Origin of the sequence: Brevibacillus sp. JB24b (genome assembly GCF_051713385.1) — a bacterium.
Classification (GTDB): Bacteria; Bacillota; Bacilli; order Brevibacillales; family Brevibacillaceae; genus Brevibacillus_B; species Brevibacillus_B laterosporus.
The window spans coordinates 5,048,825-5,073,347 of the sequence record NZ_JBNVQV010000001.1; the positions used below are offsets into that span (position 1 = coordinate 5,048,825).

The 24,523-nt window shown below is 40.2% G+C and carries 19 protein-coding genes; 4 read left to right on the forward strand and 15 right to left on the reverse strand.

The window, feature by feature from the left end; all coding sequences use genetic code 11:
- Positions 1–18 precede the first annotated feature (18 nt).
- From ACQV1I_RS23660 to speE, 4 genes are all read right to left on the reverse strand, one after another.
- The gene (locus ACQV1I_RS23660; protein WP_116333604.1) at positions 19–408 is read right to left on the reverse strand and encodes a hypothetical protein; all 390 of its coding nucleotides are present in this window, start codon (positions 406–408) and stop codon (positions 19–21) included.
- 15 nt (positions 409–423) lie between these two features.
- Positions 424–840, reverse strand: a complete 417-nt coding sequence (locus tag ACQV1I_RS23665) for a DUF1934 domain-containing protein (RefSeq protein ID WP_094699903.1) — start codon at positions 838–840, stop codon at positions 424–426.
- A 196-nt stretch (positions 841–1,036) separates the two neighbouring features.
- The gene (gene speB / locus ACQV1I_RS23670) at positions 1,037–1,906 is read right to left on the reverse strand and encodes an agmatinase (protein WP_094699904.1); all 870 of its coding nucleotides are present in this window, start codon (positions 1,904–1,906) and stop codon (positions 1,037–1,039) included.
- Positions 1,907–1,917: 11 nt separating this feature from the next.
- A complete protein-coding gene (speE, locus tag ACQV1I_RS23675; RefSeq protein ID WP_026314975.1) occupies positions 1,918–2,751 on the reverse strand; it encodes a polyamine aminopropyltransferase in 834 nt (277 codons plus the stop codon).
- A gap of 341 nt (positions 2,752–3,092) precedes the next feature.
- On the opposite strand from speE, the gene ACQV1I_RS23680 reads away from it, so the two are divergent.
- Positions 3,093–5,135: a transglycosylase domain-containing protein gene (locus ACQV1I_RS23680; protein ID WP_116333603.1), complete on the forward strand. Its 2,043-nt coding sequence runs from the start codon at positions 3,093–3,095 to the stop codon at positions 5,133–5,135.
- A gap of 149 nt (positions 5,136–5,284) precedes the next feature.
- Here the strand turns inward: ACQV1I_RS23680 and ACQV1I_RS23685 are convergent, their stop codons facing one another.
- From ACQV1I_RS23685 to ACQV1I_RS23725, 9 genes are all read right to left on the reverse strand, one after another.
- The gene (locus tag ACQV1I_RS23685; RefSeq protein ID WP_018669694.1) at positions 5,285–5,506 is read right to left on the reverse strand and encodes a hypothetical protein; all 222 of its coding nucleotides are present in this window, start codon (positions 5,504–5,506) and stop codon (positions 5,285–5,287) included.
- 259 nt (positions 5,507–5,765) lie between these two features.
- Positions 5,766–6,281, reverse strand: a complete 516-nt coding sequence (locus tag ACQV1I_RS23690) for a YwhD family protein (protein ID WP_116333602.1) — start codon at positions 6,279–6,281, stop codon at positions 5,766–5,768.
- A gap of 203 nt (positions 6,282–6,484) precedes the next feature.
- On the reverse strand, positions 6,485–10,918 hold the full coding sequence (locus ACQV1I_RS23695; protein ID WP_116333601.1) for a hypothetical protein: 4,434 nt from the start codon (positions 10,916–10,918) through the stop codon (positions 6,485–6,487).
- Entirely contained in the window at positions 10,915–11,946 is a 1,032-nt protein-coding gene (locus ACQV1I_RS23700) for an S-layer homology domain-containing protein (protein WP_116333600.1), read from the reverse strand. Before ACQV1I_RS23700 ends, ACQV1I_RS23695 begins: the two co-directional genes overlap by 4 nt.
- Before the next feature lie 18 nt (positions 11,947–11,964).
- Complete coding sequence (locus tag ACQV1I_RS23705) at positions 11,965–12,561, reverse strand: hypothetical protein (protein WP_116333599.1); 597 nt, start codon at positions 12,559–12,561, stop codon at positions 11,965–11,967.
- A 136-nt stretch (positions 12,562–12,697) separates the two neighbouring features.
- Entirely contained in the window at positions 12,698–13,204 is a 507-nt protein-coding gene (locus ACQV1I_RS23710; protein WP_104066607.1) for a YwgA family protein, read from the reverse strand.
- Positions 13,197–14,495 (reverse strand): HD domain-containing protein, encoded by a 1,299-nt coding sequence (locus tag ACQV1I_RS23715; RefSeq protein WP_116333598.1) that lies wholly within the window; start codon positions 14,493–14,495, stop codon positions 13,197–13,199. The genes ACQV1I_RS23710 and ACQV1I_RS23715 overlap by 8 nt, the downstream gene beginning before the upstream one ends.
- 54 nt (positions 14,496–14,549) lie before the next feature.
- Positions 14,550–15,488: an RluA family pseudouridine synthase gene (locus ACQV1I_RS23720; RefSeq protein ID WP_116333597.1), complete on the reverse strand. Its 939-nt coding sequence runs from the start codon at positions 15,486–15,488 to the stop codon at positions 14,550–14,552.
- A 233-nt stretch (positions 15,489–15,721) separates the two neighbouring features.
- A complete protein-coding gene (locus tag ACQV1I_RS23725) occupies positions 15,722–16,834 on the reverse strand; it encodes an aminopeptidase (protein WP_116333596.1) in 1,113 nt (370 codons plus the stop codon).
- 206 nt (positions 16,835–17,040) lie between these two features.
- Between ACQV1I_RS23725 and ACQV1I_RS23730 the strand changes: the two genes are divergently transcribed.
- Positions 17,041–17,523: a TspO/MBR family protein gene (locus tag ACQV1I_RS23730; protein ID WP_104031412.1), complete on the forward strand. Its 483-nt coding sequence runs from the start codon at positions 17,041–17,043 to the stop codon at positions 17,521–17,523.
- Between the two features lie 402 nt (positions 17,524–17,925).
- The gene (locus ACQV1I_RS23735; RefSeq protein WP_116333594.1) at positions 17,926–19,176 is read left to right on the forward strand and encodes an MDR family MFS transporter; all 1,251 of its coding nucleotides are present in this window, start codon (positions 17,926–17,928) and stop codon (positions 19,174–19,176) included.
- 101 nt (positions 19,177–19,277) lie between these two features.
- Here ACQV1I_RS23735 and ACQV1I_RS23740 read toward each other — a convergent pair whose 3' ends face one another.
- Both ACQV1I_RS23740 and ACQV1I_RS23745 read right to left on the reverse strand, forming a co-directional pair.
- Complete coding sequence (locus ACQV1I_RS23740) at positions 19,278–22,220, reverse strand: DUF4855 domain-containing protein (RefSeq protein ID WP_116333593.1); 2,943 nt, start codon at positions 22,218–22,220, stop codon at positions 19,278–19,280.
- A 66-nt stretch (positions 22,221–22,286) separates the two neighbouring features.
- The gene (locus ACQV1I_RS23745) at positions 22,287–23,462 is read right to left on the reverse strand and encodes a THUMP domain-containing class I SAM-dependent RNA methyltransferase (RefSeq protein WP_094699917.1); all 1,176 of its coding nucleotides are present in this window, start codon (positions 23,460–23,462) and stop codon (positions 22,287–22,289) included.
- A gap of 227 nt (positions 23,463–23,689) precedes the next feature.
- Between ACQV1I_RS23745 and mutM the strand changes: the two genes are divergently transcribed.
- Entirely contained in the window at positions 23,690–24,502 is an 813-nt protein-coding gene (mutM, locus tag ACQV1I_RS23750) for a bifunctional DNA-formamidopyrimidine glycosylase/DNA-(apurinic or apyrimidinic site) lyase (RefSeq protein ID WP_094699918.1), read from the forward strand.
- Positions 24,503–24,523 lie beyond the last annotated feature (21 nt).

Sequence of the window (24,523 nt, forward strand, 5' to 3'; positions counted from 1 at the left end):
CATCTACAGCGCTGTTCTCTATCGCTCTATTTGATACGTTAAAAATACCGTATATAACAAATGACCAAAAAACCACATCAAAATATTACTCGCTGAATAAACACCTTGGCTAAGATACGTAAATGGAAAGAACAAAATAAGAAAGGCTACATTCCACAAGGTTACATAGATGACAATCTTCTTACCGTTCCCTTTCGGATAAAAATAGATAAACGCAAAGGCAACGACAACCGAAATCACCAAATGAATGAGAAAGGCTAGTAAGGGAGGTGTATTTTCCATCCCTGGAACATAGGTAACGTCTAATAAAACCTGAAACGTACTTGTTTGAAACAATCCATCTCCAATCGCTAGAAAAGCTGATAATAACAAACCAGAAAATAGCCCGTTAATAAGGGAGAACGCCATACACACTACCCCTTTCTAATCCCATGCAATTTTCATGTCCCATTCGAATTCACCAACATACTGTCCACTCAACCATAGTTGATAGGCAATAAACACATGAATTGGTTTTTCACTTTGGTACGTTACTTTATATGTTCGAGTATGAGTATGCATCTGCATATTTCCGTAAGGACTGCTATACAAACTATCTGTACCTTTCCCCTTTTCAAATATTTGCTTCATCTGCAAACTACCTTGGCGTAGCAATTGTGTACTCTCTTCGTTAATACGTACAATATTGGATACCTCTCCCACTCCCTCAACCTGTTCTTTATATTGCAGGAACCAGGAAGAATTACGTAGAGAAGCTTTACCCGACATTTTTACCTCTGTTTTGTCGGTTTGCCCTTCTGCTTTTTGTATGATAGATAAGAATAATTGAACTTCTTGCATTCCGAAACCTCACTTTTATTTGTCACTGTAGTATTTGTTTGTTTACCTTCCCTTTATTATAGGATAGTTTACCTTCTCGCTTCCATTTTTTCTTACCAAACAAGAGTGTTACGTATAAAAATGAAAAAGACAAGAAAGCACTCGGCTTTCTTGCCCTTTTCCGTAATAGCCTGTATGACAAAATGATGATAGCTGGTTATTTCACAAAGCTTAATATCATCTCACGGAGGATTTTGGAGGCAACAATCTGTGTCATCTCACTGTGATCGTACACAGGTGCTACTTCCACTAAATCAAATCCGACCACATTAGCTCCGTTGTTCGCCATAAAATGAATAGTATCTAGCAACTCACGAGACGTGATACCGCCAGCTTCTGTCGTACCCGTACCAGGAGCAGCAGAAGGATCTAATACGTCAATATCAATCGTTAAATAAATGGGGCGATTTCCAATGGTAGGAAGGACTTGTTTAACAGGCTCCAATACATCGTACTTGTATAAATGCATGTTTTCCTTCGCCCAATCAAACTCTTCTTTCATCCCACTACGAATTCCAAACGAATAAACGTTTTTGCCTCCAAGTAAATTGCACGCCTTTTTAATTGGAGTGGAATGGGAGTACTCATAGCCTTCATAGTTATCTCTAAGATCGGTGTGTGCATCAAAATGGAAGATAACTAAATCCTCGTACTTCTCATGCACGGCTTGAATCACTGGCCACGTAACCAAGTGTTCACCGCCCATACCAACAGGGATTTTATTATCAGCTAATACTTTCGCAACGAACTCTCGAATCGCTTGGAGACTGCCTTCCACATTTCCAAAAGGTAGCGGAATATCTCCAGCGTCAAAATACTTCACTTCTTCCAATAGCCTGTCCAAATAAGGACTGTATTCTTCTAAGCCAATGGAGACTTCGCGAATACGTGAAGGGCCGAAACGAGAGCCTGGACGGAAGCTTACTGTCCAATCCATAGGCATGCCATAAATGACTGCTTGACTCTCTTCATAGTTTTGATGGCTGCGAATAAACACATTGCCAGAATAAGCTTCATCAAAACGCATCTCTCTACCCCCTAGTCGCGAGTCAGTTCAGCTACAAAGTTAGGAAGCTGAAACACTGCTTTATGAATATCTTTGTTATAGTATTTGGTATCCATATCTTTGATCGTAGATGGATCTACTGCCAACGGATCATATTTCTTAGAAGCAATCGTAAAGCTCCACAGACCTGATGGATAAGTTGGAATGCTTGCTGTATACAAACGAGTCACTGGGAAGATAGAAGATAAGTCTTTGAATACTCGTTTGATTAATTCACGGTTAAACCAAGGTGATTCTGTCTGTGCAACCATGATTCCGTCTGGTTTTAGGGCATCAGCGATTCCTTGATAAAAGCCTTTCTCAAACAGGCCCACGGCTGGACCAACTGGCTCTGTAGAGTCAACCATGATTACATCATATTCACCTTTGTGATCATGAATATGTTTAATTCCATCGATAACTTGCACATCGACACGCGGGTTTCCCATTAAATCTTTCGCAATCTCTGGGAAATATTTTTTGGAGGCTTCAATCACTCCGCCGTCAATTTCAGCCAGTACAGCTTTTTCTACGGAAGCATGCTTAACGATTTCACGAATTGCTCCTCCGTCTCCTCCGCCCACAACTAATACTTTCTTAGGATTAGGGTGGGTGTTAAGAGCAATGTGAGTAATCATTTCATGGTAAACAAACTCATCAACGTCCGTAGTCATTACCATACCGTCCAGTACAAGCATACGTCCAAATTGATTGGTATTGATAATATCTAACTGTTGAAAATCAGTTTTCTCACTATATAGTGTCTCAGAGATTTTTGTTGTAATCCCGTGATTTTCCGTTTGCTTCTCAGTGTACCATAGTTCCATGTTCATAATTAATGAAGCCTCCTTTTTAACCGAATCATTTCATGATGATGAATGATGTAATGAAGATCACATAATGCATCAACAAAATGAATTATAGAGGGTACCCCCCAAAAAGCAAGTATTTTTTGTCTTTTCATCCGATATTTTTCTTACTTCACTGGTTTTTCAGAACAAATAGCTTTTTGAAAAAGGATTGCTAGAGATCTCCCCATTTTTTGTAAAACCTTTATAGAACGGGCGATACCGGCTTCATATAGTATGAAAATATGCTGAATTACCTATACTATTTATTAAGATTTTTCCTAGTATTACCAAACTGTACAGAAAGGACGTGTCTTTTCATGGAAGTCATCCGCGAGCATCCATTACTTCGTTGGCTTAGGCGGGTCAAACTTTTTTTAAAAATTCTAGGTCTTACCATGCTGGCGGCTGCATTATCCATCCTATTTCTGGTCTTATATTTACGTTCTCAACCAATGCCCGCCACAGTTATTCATCAAACATCAACCATCTACGCAGGTAACGGGGAAGTTATAGATAGTATTCACAGAGGAGAAAATCGTTATGTCGTCACATTAGACAATATTTCTCCTTATTTAGTGAAAGCTACTCTTTCCATTGAGGATCGTTATTTTTACCAGCATATGGGCATTGATCTAAAAAGGACTGCTAAAGCAGTTTACGTGAACATTGCCGAAATGAACAAAGCTCAAGGTGCCAGCACGATTACACAACAGCTAGCTCGCAATCTATATTTGAGTCACGAGAAGACCTGGACACGTAAGGCAAAAGAAGCCTTACTGACCTTACAACTAGAGCTTAATTATTCAAAAGATGAAATTTTAGCAATGTACATGAATCAAATCTATTACGGTCATTCTGCCTATGGTGCAGAAGCCGCCGCTGGAACCTACTTTGGCAAAAAAGCAAAAGAATTGACGCTCGCAGAAAGCTCTATGTTAGCAGGAATTCCAAAAGGCCCTACCTATTATTCACCTATTACTAATTTTGATAATGCTAAAAAGCGTCAAAAATTAATCTTGTCTGCCATGCACCGTGATGGATATATTACCGAAAAACAAATGCAGGAGGCGTACGAACAGAAATTAACGTTTCGGTCCCCCAAGGAAGCACAGAAGACTTCTATAGCTCCTTATTTTCGAGATTATATTCTTGCTTTAGCAAAGGATAAATACGGCATCAGTGAAGAAGCAGTTCAGAACGGCGGATTAAAAATTTACACCACCTTAGATGTTACAACCCAAAAGAAAGCGGAAGAAGCTATCTTAAAAAACATGCCTAAAAATAATCAAGAATTACAGGTAGCTTTAATAGCCATCGATCCTAAAACGGGGTTCATTAAAGCAATGGTAGGTGGCCGTGATTATAAAAAAAGCCAATTCAATCGTGTATTGAGTAAACGACAACCCGGTTCTACCTTTAAGCCAATCATGTATTTATCAGCTTTAGATAATGGTTTTACTCCATTAACATTGATGAAGAGTGAGCCGACTGTCTTTACTTACGAAAATGGACAAGAATACGTTCCCAGTAACTATGGCAATAAATTCACGAATACCTTTATTACCATGCAAGAAGCCATCGCCACATCAGATAATATTTATGCTGTCAAAACAATTAATCAATTAACACCACAAAAAACAGTAGACGAGGCTAGAAAACTGGGGATAACTAGTCCCCTACAGGCTGTACCTTCCCTTGCTTTAGGAACATCGCCTATTTCTCCCTTGGAATTGACAGCAGCGTACAGTACGATCGCAAATAATGGATCATACATTACACCAATAGCTATTTTGAAAATTATGGATAACACAGGTGCCATTTTAGCTGAGGATTCCTCTACGCATGTCCCTGTGGCAGATCCAAGTAGTTCATATGTATTAAATCAGATGATGCAAACCGTTTTTAGCGATACACGTGGCACAGCTAATCGAGTTGCCGCACAAATTAACCGTCCAGTCGCTGGGAAAACCGGGTCTACTGACTATGACTCCTGGATAAGTGGATTTACACCCCAGCTAGTAACCAGTGTATGGACAGGCTATGACGAAGGGAAGAAGATTGATTCGATCAAGGATGCACGTCTAGCGGCACCACTTTGGGCCGATTTCATGGAAAGTGCTCTGCATAATCAACCTCCTAGCCAATTTAATGCTCCTACCGGTGTCGTATCGGTTTACATAGACCCAGTAACCAAAAAATTGGCTACCCAAAACTGCCCGCATGCGCAGGTCATGTATTTTAAAGCAGGTACAGAACCTCAGGATTACTGTTCTGAGCATATTCCTGAACAAGAATTACCTAACCCAAAGCCACCTGAAAAAGAAAAAAAATCATTGTGGAACAAATTGTGGGGCAGATAATATGTAAGCTTTTTGAAAAAGGGGCTACCTATGGATCACTATGTGATTAGGTACCCCTTTGTTCTAAAGCTTTTTGCTTTTGCATTTATGTTGTTTCTTCCTCTGGCTAACAGCTATGCCTTGGTTTGATATTTCTCTACTTTGTTATCTTATTGTTCCCCGCCACCAATAACACCATTTCCATCGGTAAATATGTGGTCATTATAAACAGTAATAAGCCCACTTTGTTCCAATTTATCTAACACTTCAAAAAGACTTTCTCGCTTTCCTGCTGGTAGCTTACGAATAAAATTATTAATCTCTTGCGGTGGTACGTTGTTACGAAAATGCACTCCACCATGTTTGACAAAATGATCATTTTGATTATCCAAGGCATGCTCCCCCTTTGAGAAGATAAAGTAATGATATGCCTTCTTAGTGTGCATCCCTACCGCTAATTCATAACCTACAAATTAAGACAAACAGGGAGTGACATGTTGTCGCTCCCTGTTTGCTGACCTAGTGCTTTTTATATACAAATCTAAGTTTACCCTTTTTTTGTTTCTTCGTACAATTCTTTTGCACGTTGTTCACACAGCGTTCATTTTTCCCTAATAAAAACCAGATTTTCAACTGGTGCCCATTTGAAAACTATGACTGTATCTCTAAGCTCTGCTTAAGTTCTTCAGACGAATTTGCCCACATGTCTGAATTGTGTTCCATCAACAATTTCCGCAATGTTACTTTTTCGGTTTCTCCTAGCTCATTCACCATGAGTTTACGCTTCATAGCAGCATCCATGCGGTTAACGTGATCTACCAATAGTTTGTATCCACGACGTGCTTCACGGTCAACCTCCATATAACAAGCAGTTACACCGGCATAGTAAGGTCCCTCTTCTTTGCGGTCAATGGTAACCCAGACGATCCAGTACGGTTTTCCATTCGGAACATCTTCCTTATTCGTGGAAAATTTGATGCCTCGTTCAACAGTACTCTTGGCATGCATCGCTCCCATGTCAATGTAGGCATCATTTCCCTCTACATCGATAATGACAGCAGAAACATGACTTAAGTCAAGCACACCTTGACCGAATCCACCATGAACATCTGTCTTTTTACTCACAATAGTAAATCCGTTATTTTTTTTATTATCAAATAAATTCATGTTATCACCAACCCCTAAAAAGATCTTCTGTCTATTCTACCCTGAAAGCTCATACTCGTGCAATTTTTAGGGTGCATGGATAGCGCTTGTCGAATTCCGTGTAGTCTATTTATAGGGAGGAAAAAATTGATCCTTGTGACTGTTTGCTGTAGCAAATTGGCTAGGTATGATTTTTTAACCATTTTAACATTAATATTTAGCATTTATTTTGTAATGTGATTACGGAGTCCTTGACGCTCCCATGCATTGGCAATGATCGTAAAAATAGCACGATAATCCCCTACAGAATGTCCCAAGCTTTTCGTTTTTTGAGGATAGGAAAACCCCTTTTTTACCCCAAAGGTAAATTCTATCTGAAATTGCACACCATAGCTTTTTCCCTTTTCCAAGCCTCTTTGCTTATGGCCCATTAATGGATTATCTATGCCTACTTCACGTTTTCCCAGCTTATCAACGATCTGTTCCCCTCCCTTCCATAAGGCAGGACTAATCTGTCGCAATGATAATTGAGTTTGTAATAAATCATTTTGCTTTCCTTGTTCCGCAATCCAAGCATTGGCTGAAACAATCACAGGAAGCTTTTTGCTGACAGGATGTTTATGTCTCTCTTCAAGTATCACTCTAGTTAAAATTCGTTCCCCTGCATAGAAATCATTTGGCTTACTTGCTGGGTATCGATCACGTGCATGATATTCCTTCCATTCTTCCGTATGCTCAATTATCCCTTTTCCATTTGGTTCAAACACTTGAAACTCTTGCTGGGCGCCTTCTACTCTTATCGTATACCGATTAGCAATCTCGTACTGATCTCGCTCCTCTGTACACTTCTTTCCTATTGGATTACCACTTTCATCCTCTTTTTCTATAGGTTCATCACATATTTTATAGCTTACGTCTAGCTTGATTGAATAAGGAACCTTAATTTGAAAACCATCTGCATCTACAATGTACTGTACTGTTTGTAAAACATCTCCCCAAGTAGTTTGGGTTGGATTTATCGCTTTTGTATAAGGATATGATTGAACTCCCTTTTGCGGATCAATCTGATAACTTTCCTGCTGACTTGGTCCCACTACCTTCAATCCAATAAGAGAAGGCCATACAGTTGAAGGACTACTTCTTGCTTGAAATGGACTCGGTACTGCATGTACTGTAATATCCTCGTATCCTTTGGTGCCTAACATGTTTTCGATTTGAGCTGTCCTTTCCCGAACAGCTTTGTCAATTTCTCCATCAATCTTAAAAAATGCTTGATTGATAACCACTTGATCGATTTTCACATCAATTCGCATCGGTTCCTTTTCCCAAACACCGTCCTTTTTTCCTTGTAGGAAGCGATGACCAGAATCATACAATTCTAGCTGAAGGGCACCACCACTTATTTCTCCACCTGGATAGCAATTCGGACAATCAGGAATACCTGCTTTTATCACTTCAATCGTTATTTCATACGTGCAATTATCAAGTAGTGCCGATCTACTGTTGATCATTCCCTTAATGTTATAAACACCTGGCTGTAGCATAGGAAGTTTGAGGAAGCCTAATTCTTCCCTAGGCTGAAATATTTCTGGGGAAATGGACCATTTTACATATTGAATAGTCCCCTTCCAATCGTCAGCATTATCATTAATCAATAAAACTGACTTGGTTCCTTCAACAATTGTCAGTTTTTGCTGGTTCACATTATAAGTAAACTTGATCGGCTCATCTTGTAATAAATGAATAAAATAACTAGAGCAATCTACTGTCTGATTAGGGTCAATAACCAATGTAAACGTGAAGCTACACCCCTGTAGCTGAGGGTATCTCGGATCATTTACTTTGGCAGTGATAATGTAGGTGCCCACTCCCGTTTGCTTACCGATAAACCTATCTTTAAAGTTACGTGCCATATTTGGGAGATCAGATGACCAGTCTGCCTGAATAACTGAAGTTCCAATGGTTTGTTCCGCTTGGGAACTATTATCGGTAATCAATAGCGCCCATTCTTCCAAACTAGCTACGCGAAACTTTTTGGTTCTCTTATTCATATCATGGTAGTATTCATTGGTTGCTTTGTTATAAAAATGCAAGTAAATATCATCGCATCCTTTGCCTTTACCCACAATTTTAATAGTCTTCAGACACTCTCTTCCGTTCTGTAATGCTTTTATTTCTAACAGATATGTTACTTCTACGTTATCCATAAAACTATAAAGAAAAGGCTTTCCCGTTGCCTCAGCCACCAGACTTCCAGATTGAGATAGTTTCCACGACATTCCTACATCCTTATCAGAGTTCTCGGATAAGCTCTGTATGTGGATATTATTCATTCTTCCTACTTCAATGTTAACTTGATTCTGACCATCCACTCTCTTTATATCTACTTTATCTCCATTCACATATGCTTCCATGGTTACATCGTCACAAGTAAACCCGCCTACATAAATTTTGAACTCCTTCTTACACTCTAACCCGTCTTTCTTAAAAATAGCAGTCAATGTATAACTCTCGTCCATCAGATCAATAAATTCGTGGTCGAAACTAGTTCCAGTCCATTTGGTAATTGCCTTTTTGTCCCTATCTCGGGTCAAAACCCAATCTCCCCTGAAATCATCATCATCAAACAAATAGCCACTAAATCTAACGTACTGTTTGCCTGGCTTTAAGGTCAGGGTTCGATGATCCAACAATACCGTCTTTTCATTTATCTCGACATGAACTGTAAAGTCTGTACATGTGGGCGCTTTTACTTCGATGGTAATTTTCCAACTAGGACAATCAGAGAAATCATCATCGGAATTGTACGTCCAAATTTCATATTTTCCTATTTGATCAAACGTTACTTGTTCTTGGTTAGCATACTTTCGCATGGTCGGTAGCTTTAGATGATTGGTCGGACTATTCCTCCACACATAACGATCTTTTCCCCCACGGTCATCATGATCCAAATACCGATTTAATGTGTAAGTACTACCATCCGGCTTTTTAATCTTCCATAAAAGATAAACAGGTGTATGGAAGTCATCCTCAAACTGGTGGGAAGCGTAAATTTCTAGCTCACCATGCAAGGGAACCTCAATTGTTTTCCCGGATACAATTTGCTCATTCCCTCGCTTATCATACGAATAGATTGGACAATTAATCTTGTCAGATTTCCAGGTAAATTCTTTTTGCCAACACAGAGAACCATCATCGCTCTTGAATGTAATGGTAAAAGGTGCATAGGGAGCGATACCAATTTCCATCCATGTTGAGGGGTCAGGGCTTAATGGGCTGTTGTTTACATAATAAGTCCCTCGAATAGGAGCTTCTATTCGTAGCATGTCTGCTTGGTCCAGAATAATAAAGCTACCGCCACTTGCCATTTGTAAATCTTTCTCATATTTTGTTCCGTCTAGCAAAACACGAAATACTTGGTCTGATTTGCAGTTGAGCTTATCTTCCTGAGCTGGTATAAACTCATGAGTCCAGCATTCACTACCGTCTGTTGAAGTAAACCGAATTTGTTTAACACCAGTGATTGGAATATTCATAATGGTTTTTCCTGTCTGATACACCGAATTATTAATCCGTATAATTCCTACTTTGTTGAAGTTCAGTGTGACGCTATCTGTACCCTTCGGCATCTGATAGGTCTGATTGGTGGGAAGAATTATTTTTTGATTATTAATATGTAGTTCTGCTGTGGTTTTCGAGGTAATTGGATCACAAACGTCCCCAACGACAAAAGTCTTCGTGTAGGGATAGTGGCCTGCGTTTCGCCACTGATAATCTTTTACATAGAGGTTAACTTCGTACAAGCCCGGTTCGGTTACTTTGTAGAAGAAGGGCTTGCTTTGCCAAAAAGCGCCTCCCTTCGTTCCCGCTGGCACAACTTCTTTGTAGCTCCCTCCCGTACTTTTATTGTATACGGTAAATTTATCGATCAGGATTTTCCTGTTATAAGCGGAAAAAGCTTCAGCTTGACCAGTGATGCTTACCGTATCATTTACTTTATAGCTTGTGTTTAAAGAACCTATGCTTCCGATGGGCACCCTAGTCTGTGTGTATTTGGCAAACCCAATGTATTTGGCGTAACCATTCCTATACGGTTCGAATCCAAATCGTCCTCCTCCCATGCCTCCACATAGCTCGATTAATTGGGAGAGGGAGACAACGTCCATCATATTCGAGGGATTATTGTTAGCCTTAATTTGATAAACACTGATTTCCTTACTGATATATCTCCAATTCCCTCCTAATTTCTCAATCCAGGCTTGCATGTATTCAAGATTGATCATCGGATATCCATTATCAGAGTCTTTATTAGCCTCAACTAGAGAGAGTACTTCTTGTTTTGATATGCTTTTTTTATCTCGTAAATCTCCATCAACATAGACATACATCCTATGTAGCCTATAGTCTTCATTGCTTAGCTGTAATGGATCTCTTGGATCGTTACTATGTTTTCTTTTCACCTGTACTAAATCGTGAGTTTTTGGACTCTTTCCGTTTTCCTTAGTTCCTGGGGTATAATCATTATTTATCGTTATAATTTCTGGCATTCCCTTAAAATTTGGTGCTGGAAGATTACCAGCGCCCACTGTTTGAAAATCAACTGCTAATAAAAATAGCATTATGACAAACGTTATAAATACTTTTAATGCTTTTTTCATATGTCAGCATCCAAATTCCTCACCAAATATTGCGAATCATTATACGAAAGATCTAGCACATCTTGAGGAGTAAGGTTTGGTAGCCTCCATTCATACAATACGGTGGTGCTAGAATTGTAAGTAGCACCAAAAACTAATTTACCCTTAGGCTCTATTGAAAAATCCCCTTTCAGATCCTTTATTTCCCCATCAACATTCTGTATTAATGAGGCTTGTTTTATATACATCACATCAGGTAAAACGGGGACCCTACCGGTCAATTTTCCATTCTTCATAACCAATGATTTTTGTATTTGATTCATCCAACTCTTACATTCGTTCAGATTGTTTATTCTACTTGATAGTAAATAAAATGTATGTGCTGCTTCAGCTCTCGTGAATGAGTCTGTCATTAAAGCAGTTTGTTGTATAAATCTCATGCTTTTCGATGCGAGCCTTCCATTAGGCTGATATAATCCATCAACAAATTTATGACTAGAAAGAAGGAGTTTATTGTAATACGTGTACTGAAAAACATCAGTTTGCTTATGTCCCCAAGCATTCGTTATCCAAGCAGCCGCCTCATACCTGGTAATACCTTGATCAGGATGGATTTTAATATCTGGAGTCATCCAGCCTGCTTTCGCTGCCTTTTCATAGGCTTCCTTGGCCCATGAGTTGGCTGTTTCGGCATGAGGTTGTTTCTCTTTCAGTCGATGTAATGAAACTAAAGCAGACAGGAATTGGGACTGGGTGATAGGTTCATCAGGTCGAAAATTCCCATCTTGGTAATTCCCAAGCCATTTATTTTGGAGAGATAAGTTAATTTCTTTTACTGCCCAATGCTTTGCATAATCCTTTTGCCTATCGGAAGATTTTACAATCGACTGCTTGCTGCTGATGACTTGTTTCTGGGTGAAATTATTTCCGATTTGCTGACTATCCTTACATTCGTCCTTAGCATATGTCTCGGTTTGAATCACTCCCACTCCCAGTACGGCATTTAGTGTTATTGCAAGTATCATCAACGACTTTCGATTCAAACTCATCCCTATCTCCCCCTCTCATTATCTACCTTGCAATAACAGAAGTTGATTCATTTGATATAGTGCATCCACTGCTTGTTCAAAACTAATGCTTTGTTCATTTTTTGGTTTGGCTTTTGCCATAGAGTTGCTGAAAAACCAATTCTTTGCGTTTTCTAGGCTCAATGTACTCTGATTCGTAATTCCATTAACGGTCATCATGATAAATTTTGCTGCTTCATCCCTGCTCAGTTCACCATCGGGCTTAATTTGACAAGAACAATCGATGATTCCGTGTGCCTTAGCTGCTGCATAAGCCGGAGCAGCCGGATGATTTTCTGCTCCGATAGGTACTTCTCCCTCCTGACCAGATAGCTTGGCTACCTGTACGATCATTTGTAAAAACTCCCCCTGTTTTATTGTAGCTTTCGCCTCTGCTAACCCCCGCTTATCTACTGGTATGATTTTCTCATTCACTGCCCATTTCCAAGCTGTATTTGGACGCTCCTTGAAAGGCCAAAATTCCTGTGCCCCAGCCCCCAAAACTCCACCCATAAAAGAAAATAAGGCTGTAATTATCATCCATAAAATGACAAAGTATCGTTTCCAAAAGCTTTTGCTTTTCTTCATCAAAATCATTCTCTTTGCTCCCCCCTTCTCTCTTCCATAATCATATGAAACAGTATGTACTACTAATGTAGGACAAAAAAAATCTCGTTCACACATAGGCGTAAACGAGATTTTAAAGCCAGCAGGCTCAAGAATGTACCTTCTATTATTGCAAGCTAATTTGTCTGCATTCGTCAAGAAAAGTAAGTCCCTTTTGTACTTCCTCTTCTGTATAGCGCTGTTTGCTTTTCAATGTAAAGACCTTTACCAGCATTTCCTCATAGGATAAGTGCTCAAAATAAAGAATGGTGGAAACCAACTCAAGAAACCGGGAATTTTCTTCATTTAGGCGTTTAATGAGACGCTCTCCCATCCCTAGGTCTACATCATGATAGCGCAAAAATTCTTTTCCCAATTCGTTCAAGGAATAACGATATACTTCAATCGCTCCCTTACTTTCATGCTGTTCGTTCAAAAGACCAAAGCTACACAATTCATCTACGCGCAATGTCAGTTCTTCGGAATAAGGCCCGAACATATGAAACTCAAATCTTTCCTCAAAATCCACCTGCATTTTTTTAGAGATATACACCATTTTTTGCAGTTTCTTTCTTCCTGTTACTTCACCAAGGACCTCCACTAGCCGCATTATTTTGGCGTGCCCTCTATGCATCCGACATCACTACTCCTAGTCGTTCTTTAATCTTTTGGGCAAGCTCAGCAGGCAGCGACTCTATCAGATCAGCAGGATAATAAAGCTTATAATCAAATCTCCGCTTCCCGCAAACCGCTTCTACAATCTCTGACATCGTTGATAATTCCGCTTGCTCACCGTTTGGTTTGACCAACATGATAGAAATCCGTTCTTGTTCTTTTCCAGGGCGATAATAATCATAGGGCAAATCGGATGTAGAATCAACTTCTACATAATAGTCGGGATCAATTCCCGCTTCTTGAAACAATTCCCTGATCTCATACTCCGTTCGGAAATTTCTAGGATTATATTCGACGTATTGCAAGAGATTCCTGTCTAAAAACCGTGAACACAAATCAGATAAAATTGCATCTGGCTCCTTTCTCCACTGATGCATATAGAAATAAACAATGGATTCATCCAACATCAGATAGTCTTTCAATTCGATACGATCACAGAAAAATGGCAGGAAATGTGTCGGTTCTAGTTGAAAACGGTAATCACGATGAAACAATTCCTTCGCACGCTTAAAAATTTTATGTAGAACAACTTCTGCACTCCGCGTCACCGGGTGAAAATACACTTGCCAGTACATTTGATAGCGTGACATGATGTAGTCTTCTACCGCGTGCATCCCACTCGCTTTAATCACTACTCCATCCTCAGAGGGCCTCATCACACGCAGAATACGCTCTATGTCAAAATTACCGTAATTGACTCCGGTATAGTAAGCATCTCGCAATAAATAATCCATTCGATCTGCATCTATCTGGCTAGAAATAAGAGAGACAATCAGTTTATTCTCATACGTTTTCGCGATAACCTCCGCAACCTTTTTAGGAAACGAATCGCTAACCGTACGTAAAATTTGATTAATGCCTGTCCTGCCCATAATGATTTTTCTCGTCCATTCCTCATGATCAAAGCGAAATACTTTTTCAAAGGAGTGTGAAAAAGGACCATGTCCAACATCATGTAGCAAAGCCGCACAAAGACACAGGAGCTTTTCTTCATAAGGAAGCTTAACTCGACCCTCGAAGGTCTCTAGGATGCGTCTCATAATTTCATAGACGCCCAACGAGTGATTGAATCGGCTATGTTCGCCACCATGGAAGGTAAAATAACTCGTTCCAAGCTGTCTGATACGCCTTAGTCGTTGAAATTCAGGTGAATCAATTAGATCCCAAATCACTTTCTCCCTGACATGTACATATCGATGAACGGGATCTTTAAAAACCTTTTCCTCATCTAATAGCTTCTGTACTACCATGTTCTACACCTCCACCCTTCCCCATAAGTATTTATTTTTCACATGCATCTATTTTTATAGCATAAAATTTGGGAGAGAAAACTTGTCTTCCACAAAGTGCTTCATCTTTGATGGCATAGGTGCTTGGATTTGAAGTAGCTCTTCTGTCACTGGATGCGTAAAACAAAGCTGATAGGCATGCAACGCCTGATTGGAAAAGCCCATTCGAGCACCCCGGTATAAGGTATCACCAACCAAAGGATGGCCCATGTATTCAAAATGCACGCGAATTTGGTGCGTTCGTCCAGTGTCTAATGTAATATCGACTAAGCTAACTTCATCATTTGTAGCCAAAACCTTATAGTGAGTAACCGCTTCTTCACCTTTTGGATGTACCTGACGCTTTACTTTATGCATGGGGTCCCGCTTGATCGGTTCTGCTATTGTTCCTGCTTCATGTTGCATACGACCGGTTACTAGGGCAATGTAATTACGCTCTACACTTCCCTCCCTTATCAGCTTATCTGCTAACTGATGGGCATAGCTACTCTTCGCGATCAAAATAGTACCAGAAGTCTCGCGATCTAAACGATGGACTGTGTGGGGCATGATAGACTTACCTTGCTTATGCCAGTATAGTACCAGTTGGTTCAATAAAGTATCATGCTGATCCTCACGAATGGGGTGCGTAGTCATACCTGTTGGTTTATTAACGACAATAAAATACTCGTCCTCATGCAAAACTTCCAGCTGAATTTCAAATGGTGCTGGCGGTAACATAACTAGCGCTTCCTGCTCGCGTTTATCATCAAAAATGCGTACAGAAATCACATCCCCAGGCTTGACCTGCCTTTTAAGAAAGGGGACTTTACGATTTACCAGTATTCCTTTACTCCGTGTTAAACGCTGTAGCATGCGTCCAGAGACCGACATTTTTTGTCGTACGATCTCCTCAACAGTCATTCCTTTTTCCTGATCGACTACAATGTGATCCAACCATTTTTTCATTGTCATAGCTAGTATTTTCTCCGTTCTACAGTTTCTACGCTTCATTGTAACGAAAAGCGAGGGCGGATGCCACTTAGAAACGAGTAGAGCTGATTTTATCAGGTAATATTTATTATGAAACCTAATGGAGCTATGGAAGCAATCGTCTCAATAAAAAAAGCCTGGAATCACCAGACTTTTTATTGCATGCTCTATCCTTGACATTTTGTCCATATCAATCTGTTTGTTCTACATAGCGTTTAGGATTTTAAAGCATCTGGATTAAGACCTTTTAATGCATCCACCACAAATAGTCCATCTTTACGGATCAACACATCATCAAACCAAATTTCACCACCACCATATTCTGGGCGTTGAATTGTTACCATATCCCAGTGCACGATGCTTCGGTTTCCATTATCAGCATCTTCATAAGCCTGGCCTGGTGTAAAGTGGAAGCTACCTGCGATTTTTTCGTCGAATAAAATATCATTCATCGGATGTAGCACATACGGATTTACACCAATGGCAAATTCTCCAATATAGCGGGCTCCTTCATCAGTATCAAGAATCTCATTTAGTTTCTCTGTATTGTTGGAGGTTGCCTCCACAATTTTTCCGCTTTCAAAGCGTAAGCTAATATTCTCAAATTTAGTCCCCATGTATTGTGTTGTAGCATTGTGAGTAAGTACACCGTTCACAGAATCACGCACAGGTGCCGTGAATATCTCTCCATCTGGAATATTATTTTCTCCGGCACAAATCACGTTTGGAATTCCTTTAATGGAGAAGGTCAGATCGGTTCCCGGTCCCACTAATCTTACTTTATCCGTCTCATTCATCAGTTGTTGTAGGGGCAAGAATGCATTTCGCATCTTCCGGTAATCTGTTATACATACATCAAAGAAGAAATCTTCGAATGCCTCAGTCGACATACTCGCATTTTGGGCCATGGAAGCTGTTGGATAATTGAGTAGAACCCATCGGACGTTAGCTATCATGTAATCACTGAGTGGTTTTAGTACCTTCAAGTGCTCCTGACGCTTATCATTTGGTACATCAGACATCTCACTATCATTATCAACCCCGTTAATAATGATGTTTGCATGTTGATCTTTTATACGTCCTTCAGACCATTTCTTTAGATATTCTGCTCGTTCGGCACTAGCATTCATCATTAGTTCCCGCTGAATTCGTGTGTCAATTATCTCCACATAAGGATAGGCTCCGATGGCATATGCCTCTTTTACCAACTCTCTAGCCAATTCATGCCCGTTTCCGCGCACTTCAATATTTAAAACTTCCTTTTCCTTCAAACCAACAGAATAGTGCAACAAATTATAGGCCAATTTTTTTAAACGTGGATCTTGCACGATGAAACTCCTCCATTCCGTTCTCAATGGGATTTATTACAAATTGTAGCAGATTTCTTATCTCTTTGTGCTCTTGATTAAAAATATTTTATCAAAAGATTCTTGTTTACCTATGCTATTCGTCTGAGGATCAGAAATAATAAGCATGGTCGACAGAATCAATAATAAACTAAGTACTAGCTTATAAGAAAAGGAGGTGGTTATACATGACACAGAAAAAACCAAGCATATTATCCTCCATAGTATTATTCCTAGTAATAGTAGCTCTTTTTTCGTCGTCAGGTATTCTTTTTCCAAGTGACCAAATCTGGTATAACACCCTTGCAGAGCCTGAGTGGACTCCCCCAAGTAAAGTGATTGATATCATATGGTTTATATTATACGCACTGATTGCTCTCACAGTCGTTGTATTACAAAAAACCGTTGGATTAGATAACCTAAACCACTCTTGGTATCTGTTATTTGCGATTAACTACGTGCTCAATCAAGCTTATACCTTTTTCCTGTCTATTCAAAAGGACTTATCGTTAGCCTTTTATGATTGTCTGGCTGCCGCAATATCGACCCTGCTATTGCTATTGTACACAGGAAAATACTCACGCTGGGCAGCACTGTTACTCATTCCGTATCTCCTTTGGTCCAGTCTAACGGCATATATGTCATGGGTTATTTATCAAATAAATCTCTAAAAGACTGTCTTGCACATCTATATAAAACCTGATAGAATTTCATTTATCTAAAAATACCAAAAATAAAGGGGCATGTAACCAATGAAATTCATCAGTAAAGAAATTGTAGCCATCTAATCTACATGTAGCAAAGTCAAAAGGATATCGATTCTTTTTGGCATGCTTATTTAGATCGGCTTTCTTCTTTACTGATTGGATTATACGGTTATCGGCCCCGTTTCTTACAAAAGAAGCGGCATTTATGCGATAAACTTGTATGGTAAGCAAGTTTTTCAGCATATAGTCGCTTTTTTTATTAAAGCAGTAACACCCTAACAGGCCCATAAACCACTTTGTATTTCAAACGGGAAAGAGGAAAGCCAACTTGCATATTACTCAGAAAACACGTTGGAGGTGCAACTCATGAGTTGGCTATCTTGGGATTTAAACTTAAAGGTTCGTCTAATTGGAGAGACCTTATTTTCTATCTTTTTATGGATGTTCCTACCCTTCATGGCTCTCTTTTTTAGTGAAACTTTTGGTAAGGGTACAGCTGGGGTATTATTAATCATTCCCCCGCTACTTAGTGTTGTCATAAGCTTAGTTGGTGGTCGTATTTCTGATAAAATGGGGCGTCGTCCCGTCATGCTAATTTCTGTAGCATTTGAGGCCCTCATGTTCCTCCTATTTTTTCTATCCTCTTCACCTTGGATGATGTACCTTGCTTTTGTCGGATTGAATCTGAGTGCCTCTCTGTATCAGCCAGCTAGTGAGGCTATGATCGCAGATTTGACCAACGAAGGAGACCGAAACTTTGTGTTTGCGATGTTCTACACAGCCATGAATTTAGGGGTTGTTATCGGCCCTTTGCTTGGTGCCTTTTTCTTTGTAAATTACCGTGATGAACTTATGCTAGCCTGTATGTTCGTGACTACTATCCTATTTGCCGTCTACTTTTTCGTTTTAAAAGAGACTAGACCAATGGCACCTCAGACTAACTCAGATTTAGTTGATCCAACACCCAGTTGGAAAAAAGAATTAAAATCCTTTCAAGTTATTTTTAGTGACAAGGTTTTTTCTCTTTACTTGTTAGCTGGTATTTTTGTGTTTATCGCTTTTTCTCAGATGGATCTTTACATGGCTATCTATATAAAGGAACATGTATTGAATCAACCTTTATTATGGTGGGGAGATTGGACCTTCTCTCTAGGTGGAACGTCCTTTTTTGGATGGATGATGGCTTTGAATGGATTCATGGTAGTAACTCTAACGGCAGCGATGACTCGCTGGATTAGTGCGTGGAGCGATCAAAAAGCATTTGTAATTGCATCGTTTCTAGGTGGGATGGGCTTTTTCATGATGGCTTTTAGTGAGAATATCTGGTTCCTATTCTTCTGTATGGCAGTTCTTACAATTGGAGAATTGATCCGCACCCCAATTGCACTAGGCTTCGTTAGTAAACTAGCCCCTGAACATCAACGCGGGCAGTATATGGGTGCCTCCACGCTTCAATTTACAATTGGACGCATCTTGGCACCGTTACTCGTTACCTTATCTAATTGGTTTGGTCCACTAATCATTTTCGGGATCATTTTTGGTGTAGCAGTTCTAAGTATCCTATGCTATCAAAAGATGTTCACCATCATGGCCCGTAAAAATTCCGTCCAAGCTTAAAAGCTTTGTCATAGAACCTACATCAAAAAAATCAGGCCCCTGCTTCTCATCCTTAGTGAGCGGCAGGGGCCTGTCATCGTTCTACGTTTCAACACATGTCGTTATTCTGGTTTCTCTGTTTCGGCTTTCCGATCCTCAGCCTTTTGGCTATCCTTCTTCTCAGATTCATCCTTAGTAGCAGTATTTCCATCCCCAGTGTTTGGCTTTTGTTCATCTGGCTTAGTAGCTGGAGTTGGCACTACCTCAGGGACAAGGAACTCTTTCATATCAAACTTGCCCTTCATCCACTTGTACGTATCATCATAAATCTTTCTGGCTTGTTGCTCTTTACTTTGGTAAGCCATCAATAGATTTTTTGAACCAAAATAATACGCATGGATTTTGTCCTTATCAATTCCGATTTTATGACCGGCAATTAGTTGATTGTAGTAGGTACGATAGAGACGCATATCGCGTAAGAATTTTTCGTCTCCCTCTATCTCTACACCCATTCCATACTTATTAGCTACATCTAAGGTGAGCTGAACCCGTTCTATTGGCACTTCATTTGCCTGATAATAGTTAGGTTGAAGGAAAGCGTAATCGAATCCAAGATCTTTCCATTCTTCTAAACCAGGAGAGCCATAATACGGAATCCAATAGAACCGGAATCCATGATAATGAACCATATCGGCAGTATTGCGAATCAGCTCGCGTTCCTTCGGTGCCGCATCATCTACAAGCTCTTGGAACCAGTAGATTCCCTCTAGCTTCAAATACTTATATTCTGATTGGTACCAACGATTAATTAGCTTATCCTTGTACCATGTAACGGCTGCTAAACGGTTTTTATAGGCTTGCTCTTCTCCTACCTTAGCAGGGTCAAAGGATAAGGATGGCCCATTTTCCTCTAGCTTACCCCAATCGCTCACTTTTGGAGAAGGATAAGGCAACGTTAGTACCACCTTTTCCTTCTTAGTATTTAATACAAGAGAATTACGTCGTTTATTTATTTCTAGCATAGCCGAATTTAAGGCATCCAATTGACGACCTGATTCAAACAGATTGTCCATATAATTCTCCCATGCTGCCTTTGTTTCGGCCATGTTCGGGAATGGAAGAAACAACATGGTATCAAACATTTGATCAGGGATCGTACCATCTGGCTCAATATAGCCTGCCATTGGTAAAAAGTCATCTTTCGTCCAACTACCACGATCTGCATATGCCCCATGATATACCAGTAGCATATCCTTTACCCGGTCATCTGCCTTATTATCTTCTAAAGGAGTGCTGGTTTTGCTTAAAGGAAAGGAGATTAGCTTGGCTTGTTCGGGCTCTGCCTCGTGTCCATATACCTTCAGTTGTTTAGCAAATGTGAACACTTTTACAGGGAAACGTAGTCGAACATATTGCGCATCCAATTCTGGTAAGCTAATACGTAAGGTTCGATCAAGCTTGTTTAATTCACCGGGGGAAACAGCATGAGTAGCTTTACCAGCATACCCCCAAATTTTACCGTCTCTTGATACTTCAACCTCCAGCTCGGAAGGCAGTGTTATTCCGCTTGTTTTCTCTTGTCTGAAGGTAAGCTCTACCATATCTAGCGTATGTACCTTATTCAAATCAAGCGTTACTTCACGTCCCATTTGGCGAAGATAACCAGTCCATACATCTGCTGGATCGGTTAATCCACCGGCGGGTCCAGGATATTTTTTCTCTGACTCATTAAACAAAGGATCAGCAGGATCGAGTGATGTTACGGTTACATGGCCGTTTCGAGCATAATTGATCCAACCTTCTACCAGCTCTTCCTCTTTTGGTTCCTGTTTTTCTTCCTTAGTTGCTTTGCTGCTGGCAGTTTCTGTTGCAGATACTACAGACTGACTTGGCTGCTTTTGTTCGGAAGAGTTTTGATCAGTTGTTGAGTTTTGATCAACGGTTTGTTTCTTTTCATCAGTTTGTTTTTTATCGTCGGTTTGCTTCTGATCGTCTGACTGTTTCTTATTCTCAGCCTGCTTCGGTTCATCAGCGTTAGACTCAGCACCATTTGTCTTGGCTTCATCTGTTTTTGCTTGATCCTCCGCCTTTTTCTCATCCTCTACTACACCATGAGTTGTTACCTCTACAGGTATTTGGATACTTTGATATCCAACCGTTACTGTTATAACTCCTTTACCTGCTACTGCACCCGCTACAAAAGTACCGTCCGCAGAAATATGACCTAGTGCTTTATCGTCAAAAGCAAAGATTGGCGTAAATGGTAATGGCTGATCTCCCTCAGGTTTGACCTTGATCTGTTCAGACATACCAGTCATGATCTTGATGCTGGATTGATTAACAGTAAAGCCTTTTACGTCAGCTTGTTTTTTCCGAAGCTCTACTAGGCGCTCCACTAATACAACAGCATCGCCACGCGTTAACATTTTATCAGGCTGAAATGCTCCTTTATAAGCTGTTAGCCAGCCTTGACGTACTGCTTCATAACTAGCCTTTTGAGCAAAGCTAGCTATCTTTTGTTCATCTAAAAAAGTAGCAGGATCAGCTTTTTTCTCGGTCGTTCCAAATGACAGATGCTGATTAACTCTCTCTAACATTACGGCTAGCTCCTGACGGGTAAGAGGGTCTTTCCCTCCCATACTACCATCAGCTTTACCTTTAATAATGCCATTATCAGCTAATGTAGAGGCATATGCTTGATACACACTATCTTTTGAGAGATCAGAGAATGTACTTTCTGCATGCTCGCTTGGCAACAGCCCTAATGCACGAGATAACAGCACAATAAAATCTTGGCGAGATATTTGAGCATTTGGCCTAAACTCAGTAGCCGTCACTCCATTAATGACTTGCATGCTGGCAAGATGTTTAATTGCTTTTTCTGCATAGTGTCCTTTCGTATCTACGAACTCACCATTTCCTAAATTAGCAGAAGAAGATACCGGAATAGAAGCATCCCCCTCTTTTGCCGCAAAAGCTTGGGTTGGCATGATACCTGAGGTAAACAACAATGCAGTAGCTGTAGCCACACTCATAAGCCTATGAGTAAAACCGTTTTTCCACATAAAAAACAACCTCTCTCCTTCCCTGAGTCGATCCTAATCTTTGGTATTCGACCCTGTATATGACGTTTATCTCTCTTGATCTGTTACATCCCCAGAATTAGTCCGTGGACGCGGTGGACGCGGCCCAAAGAATTGATAGTAATCGACACGCATGTTTCCATTAAATAATTTACGTTTTTTGCTAGCTTTCTTGCCAAAATATGACTCAAAATTTTCATCAGAGGTAATCACGTAAGAAGACCATGTATCTAATTTACCAAATACCTGCCCCATGTCACGATACAATCTTTCTACCGTGCGATAGTCACTTAGACGCTCTCCATACGGCGGATTGCAAATCAGATATCCGTATTTCTTTTTGGAGCTTAAATCTCTCATATCCATCCGTTGGAAGTGGATTGTGTCATCTACCCCGGCTTCTTCTGCATTTCGTCTCGCTATTTTAATAACCTCTTCATCATAATCGGTTCCGATAATTTCAAGCGGTCGATCATATTGAGCCAAATCGTGAGTTTCCGCACGCGCATCACGCCATGCTGTACGCGGAATAATCGGCCAGTTCTCCGATACGAATTCTCTGTTCATACCAGGAGCGATATTTCTGCCAATCATAGCGGCTTCAATAGGAATCGTACCAGAACCACAGAACGGATCAATCAGAATACGGTCTGGCTTCCAACGCGAAAGGATAATTAACGAAGCAGCCATCGTTTCCTTGATAGGGGCTGTTCCGATCCAATCACGATAGCCACGTTTATGCAAGCCTGCCCCACTTGTATCAATGGTCAATGTCGCAATATCCTTTAATAATGCCACTTCAATTTTAAAAGTAGGACCTTCTTCGTTAAACCAACTAGTATTGTAGGTTCTCTTTAGGCTTTCCACAACTGCCTTCTTTACGATTGCCTGACAGTCAGATACACTAAACAGCTCCGACTTTACTGATTTTCCCTCAACAGGAAAGTGACCGTTCTCTGGAATAAAATCAGACCAAGGTAACGCCTTTGTCTTTTCAAATAATTCATCAAAGCTGGTTGCTTTAAATTCTCCAATTTTCAATCGAATGCGATCTGCCGTACGTAGCCATAAATTTGTACGCGGAATATCTGAGATATCAGCACGGAACACTACCTTTCCGTTCTCTACCTGCACATTCTCATATCCCATCCCACGTACTTCCTCTGCTACTACTGCTTCTAAGCCAAATGCAGCGGTCGCGATTAAATCTACTTGATGTTTCATGTTTATTCTCCTGTCTTTATGCATCTATTCACGAACTCGATATTTTTGAAATCAACTCGTCTCATTATAGTATATTTTCCCCCGAAAAACGAAAGGTTCTCCACTTCTTCCTCATTTTTCTCATGAAATTGAAACAGACTATTACTGATGAAGGCTTCACGATAAGGAGAAGGTAAACAAAGTTACAAATCCTTGTATTGCCACTCTTGTAAAAGGAGGATACTTCTATGCCAGAACTTCCAGAGATGGAGCATTATAGAAGCATGTTAAATCGCTATATCCTAAATAAACCGATTCGACATGTTGAGGTAACGAGAGAGAAAACCATCAATTGCCCTGTCACTACCTTTCAACAAGCACTGCTAAATCAAACCATCACAACTGTACAGCGTCGGGGCAAGCATCTATTATTTCATCTAAATAACAATCAGGTTCTTTTGCTCCACCTCATGTTATCTGGATTTATGTACTGGGGTACCGATTCCGACAAATTGGATCGGACAGCTCAAGTTACCCTAACCTTTGATCAAAACAAACTGTTTTTCCATGGGTTACGGCTTGGCTATTTACATATATACACGAACGAGGAGGACATATCACAGCAGCTTGCTCCAATTGGCCCAGAGCCACTGATGCCACTATTTACAGCCAATGCTCTAGCCAAGCTGTTGCAAAAGAAACGAACCGTGTTAAAAAAAGCTCTCACGGATCAACATGTCATTGCTGGCATTGGAAATTGTTACTCTGATGAAATATGTTTTCAAGCAAGGCAGCTACCTCTTAAAAATTGTCAGGAATTATCGACAGCAGATATCCAAGCATTATTTCAAGCATTTCATGAAGTATTGACACGCGCTTTACAGCTAGGGGGTTATATGGAGCAGCGTTTTTATAAGGATGATCGCCTTACAGGAGGGTACAATCATCATTGCTTGGTCTATGACCGCCCCCAAGAGCCTTGTTTACGTTGCCAGACACCTATCGTCATGACTCGGTTGGCTTCTCGTAAGGTGTTCTATTGTCCAACCTGTCAACTCTAAAAAAAGGACTGATCATAAGCC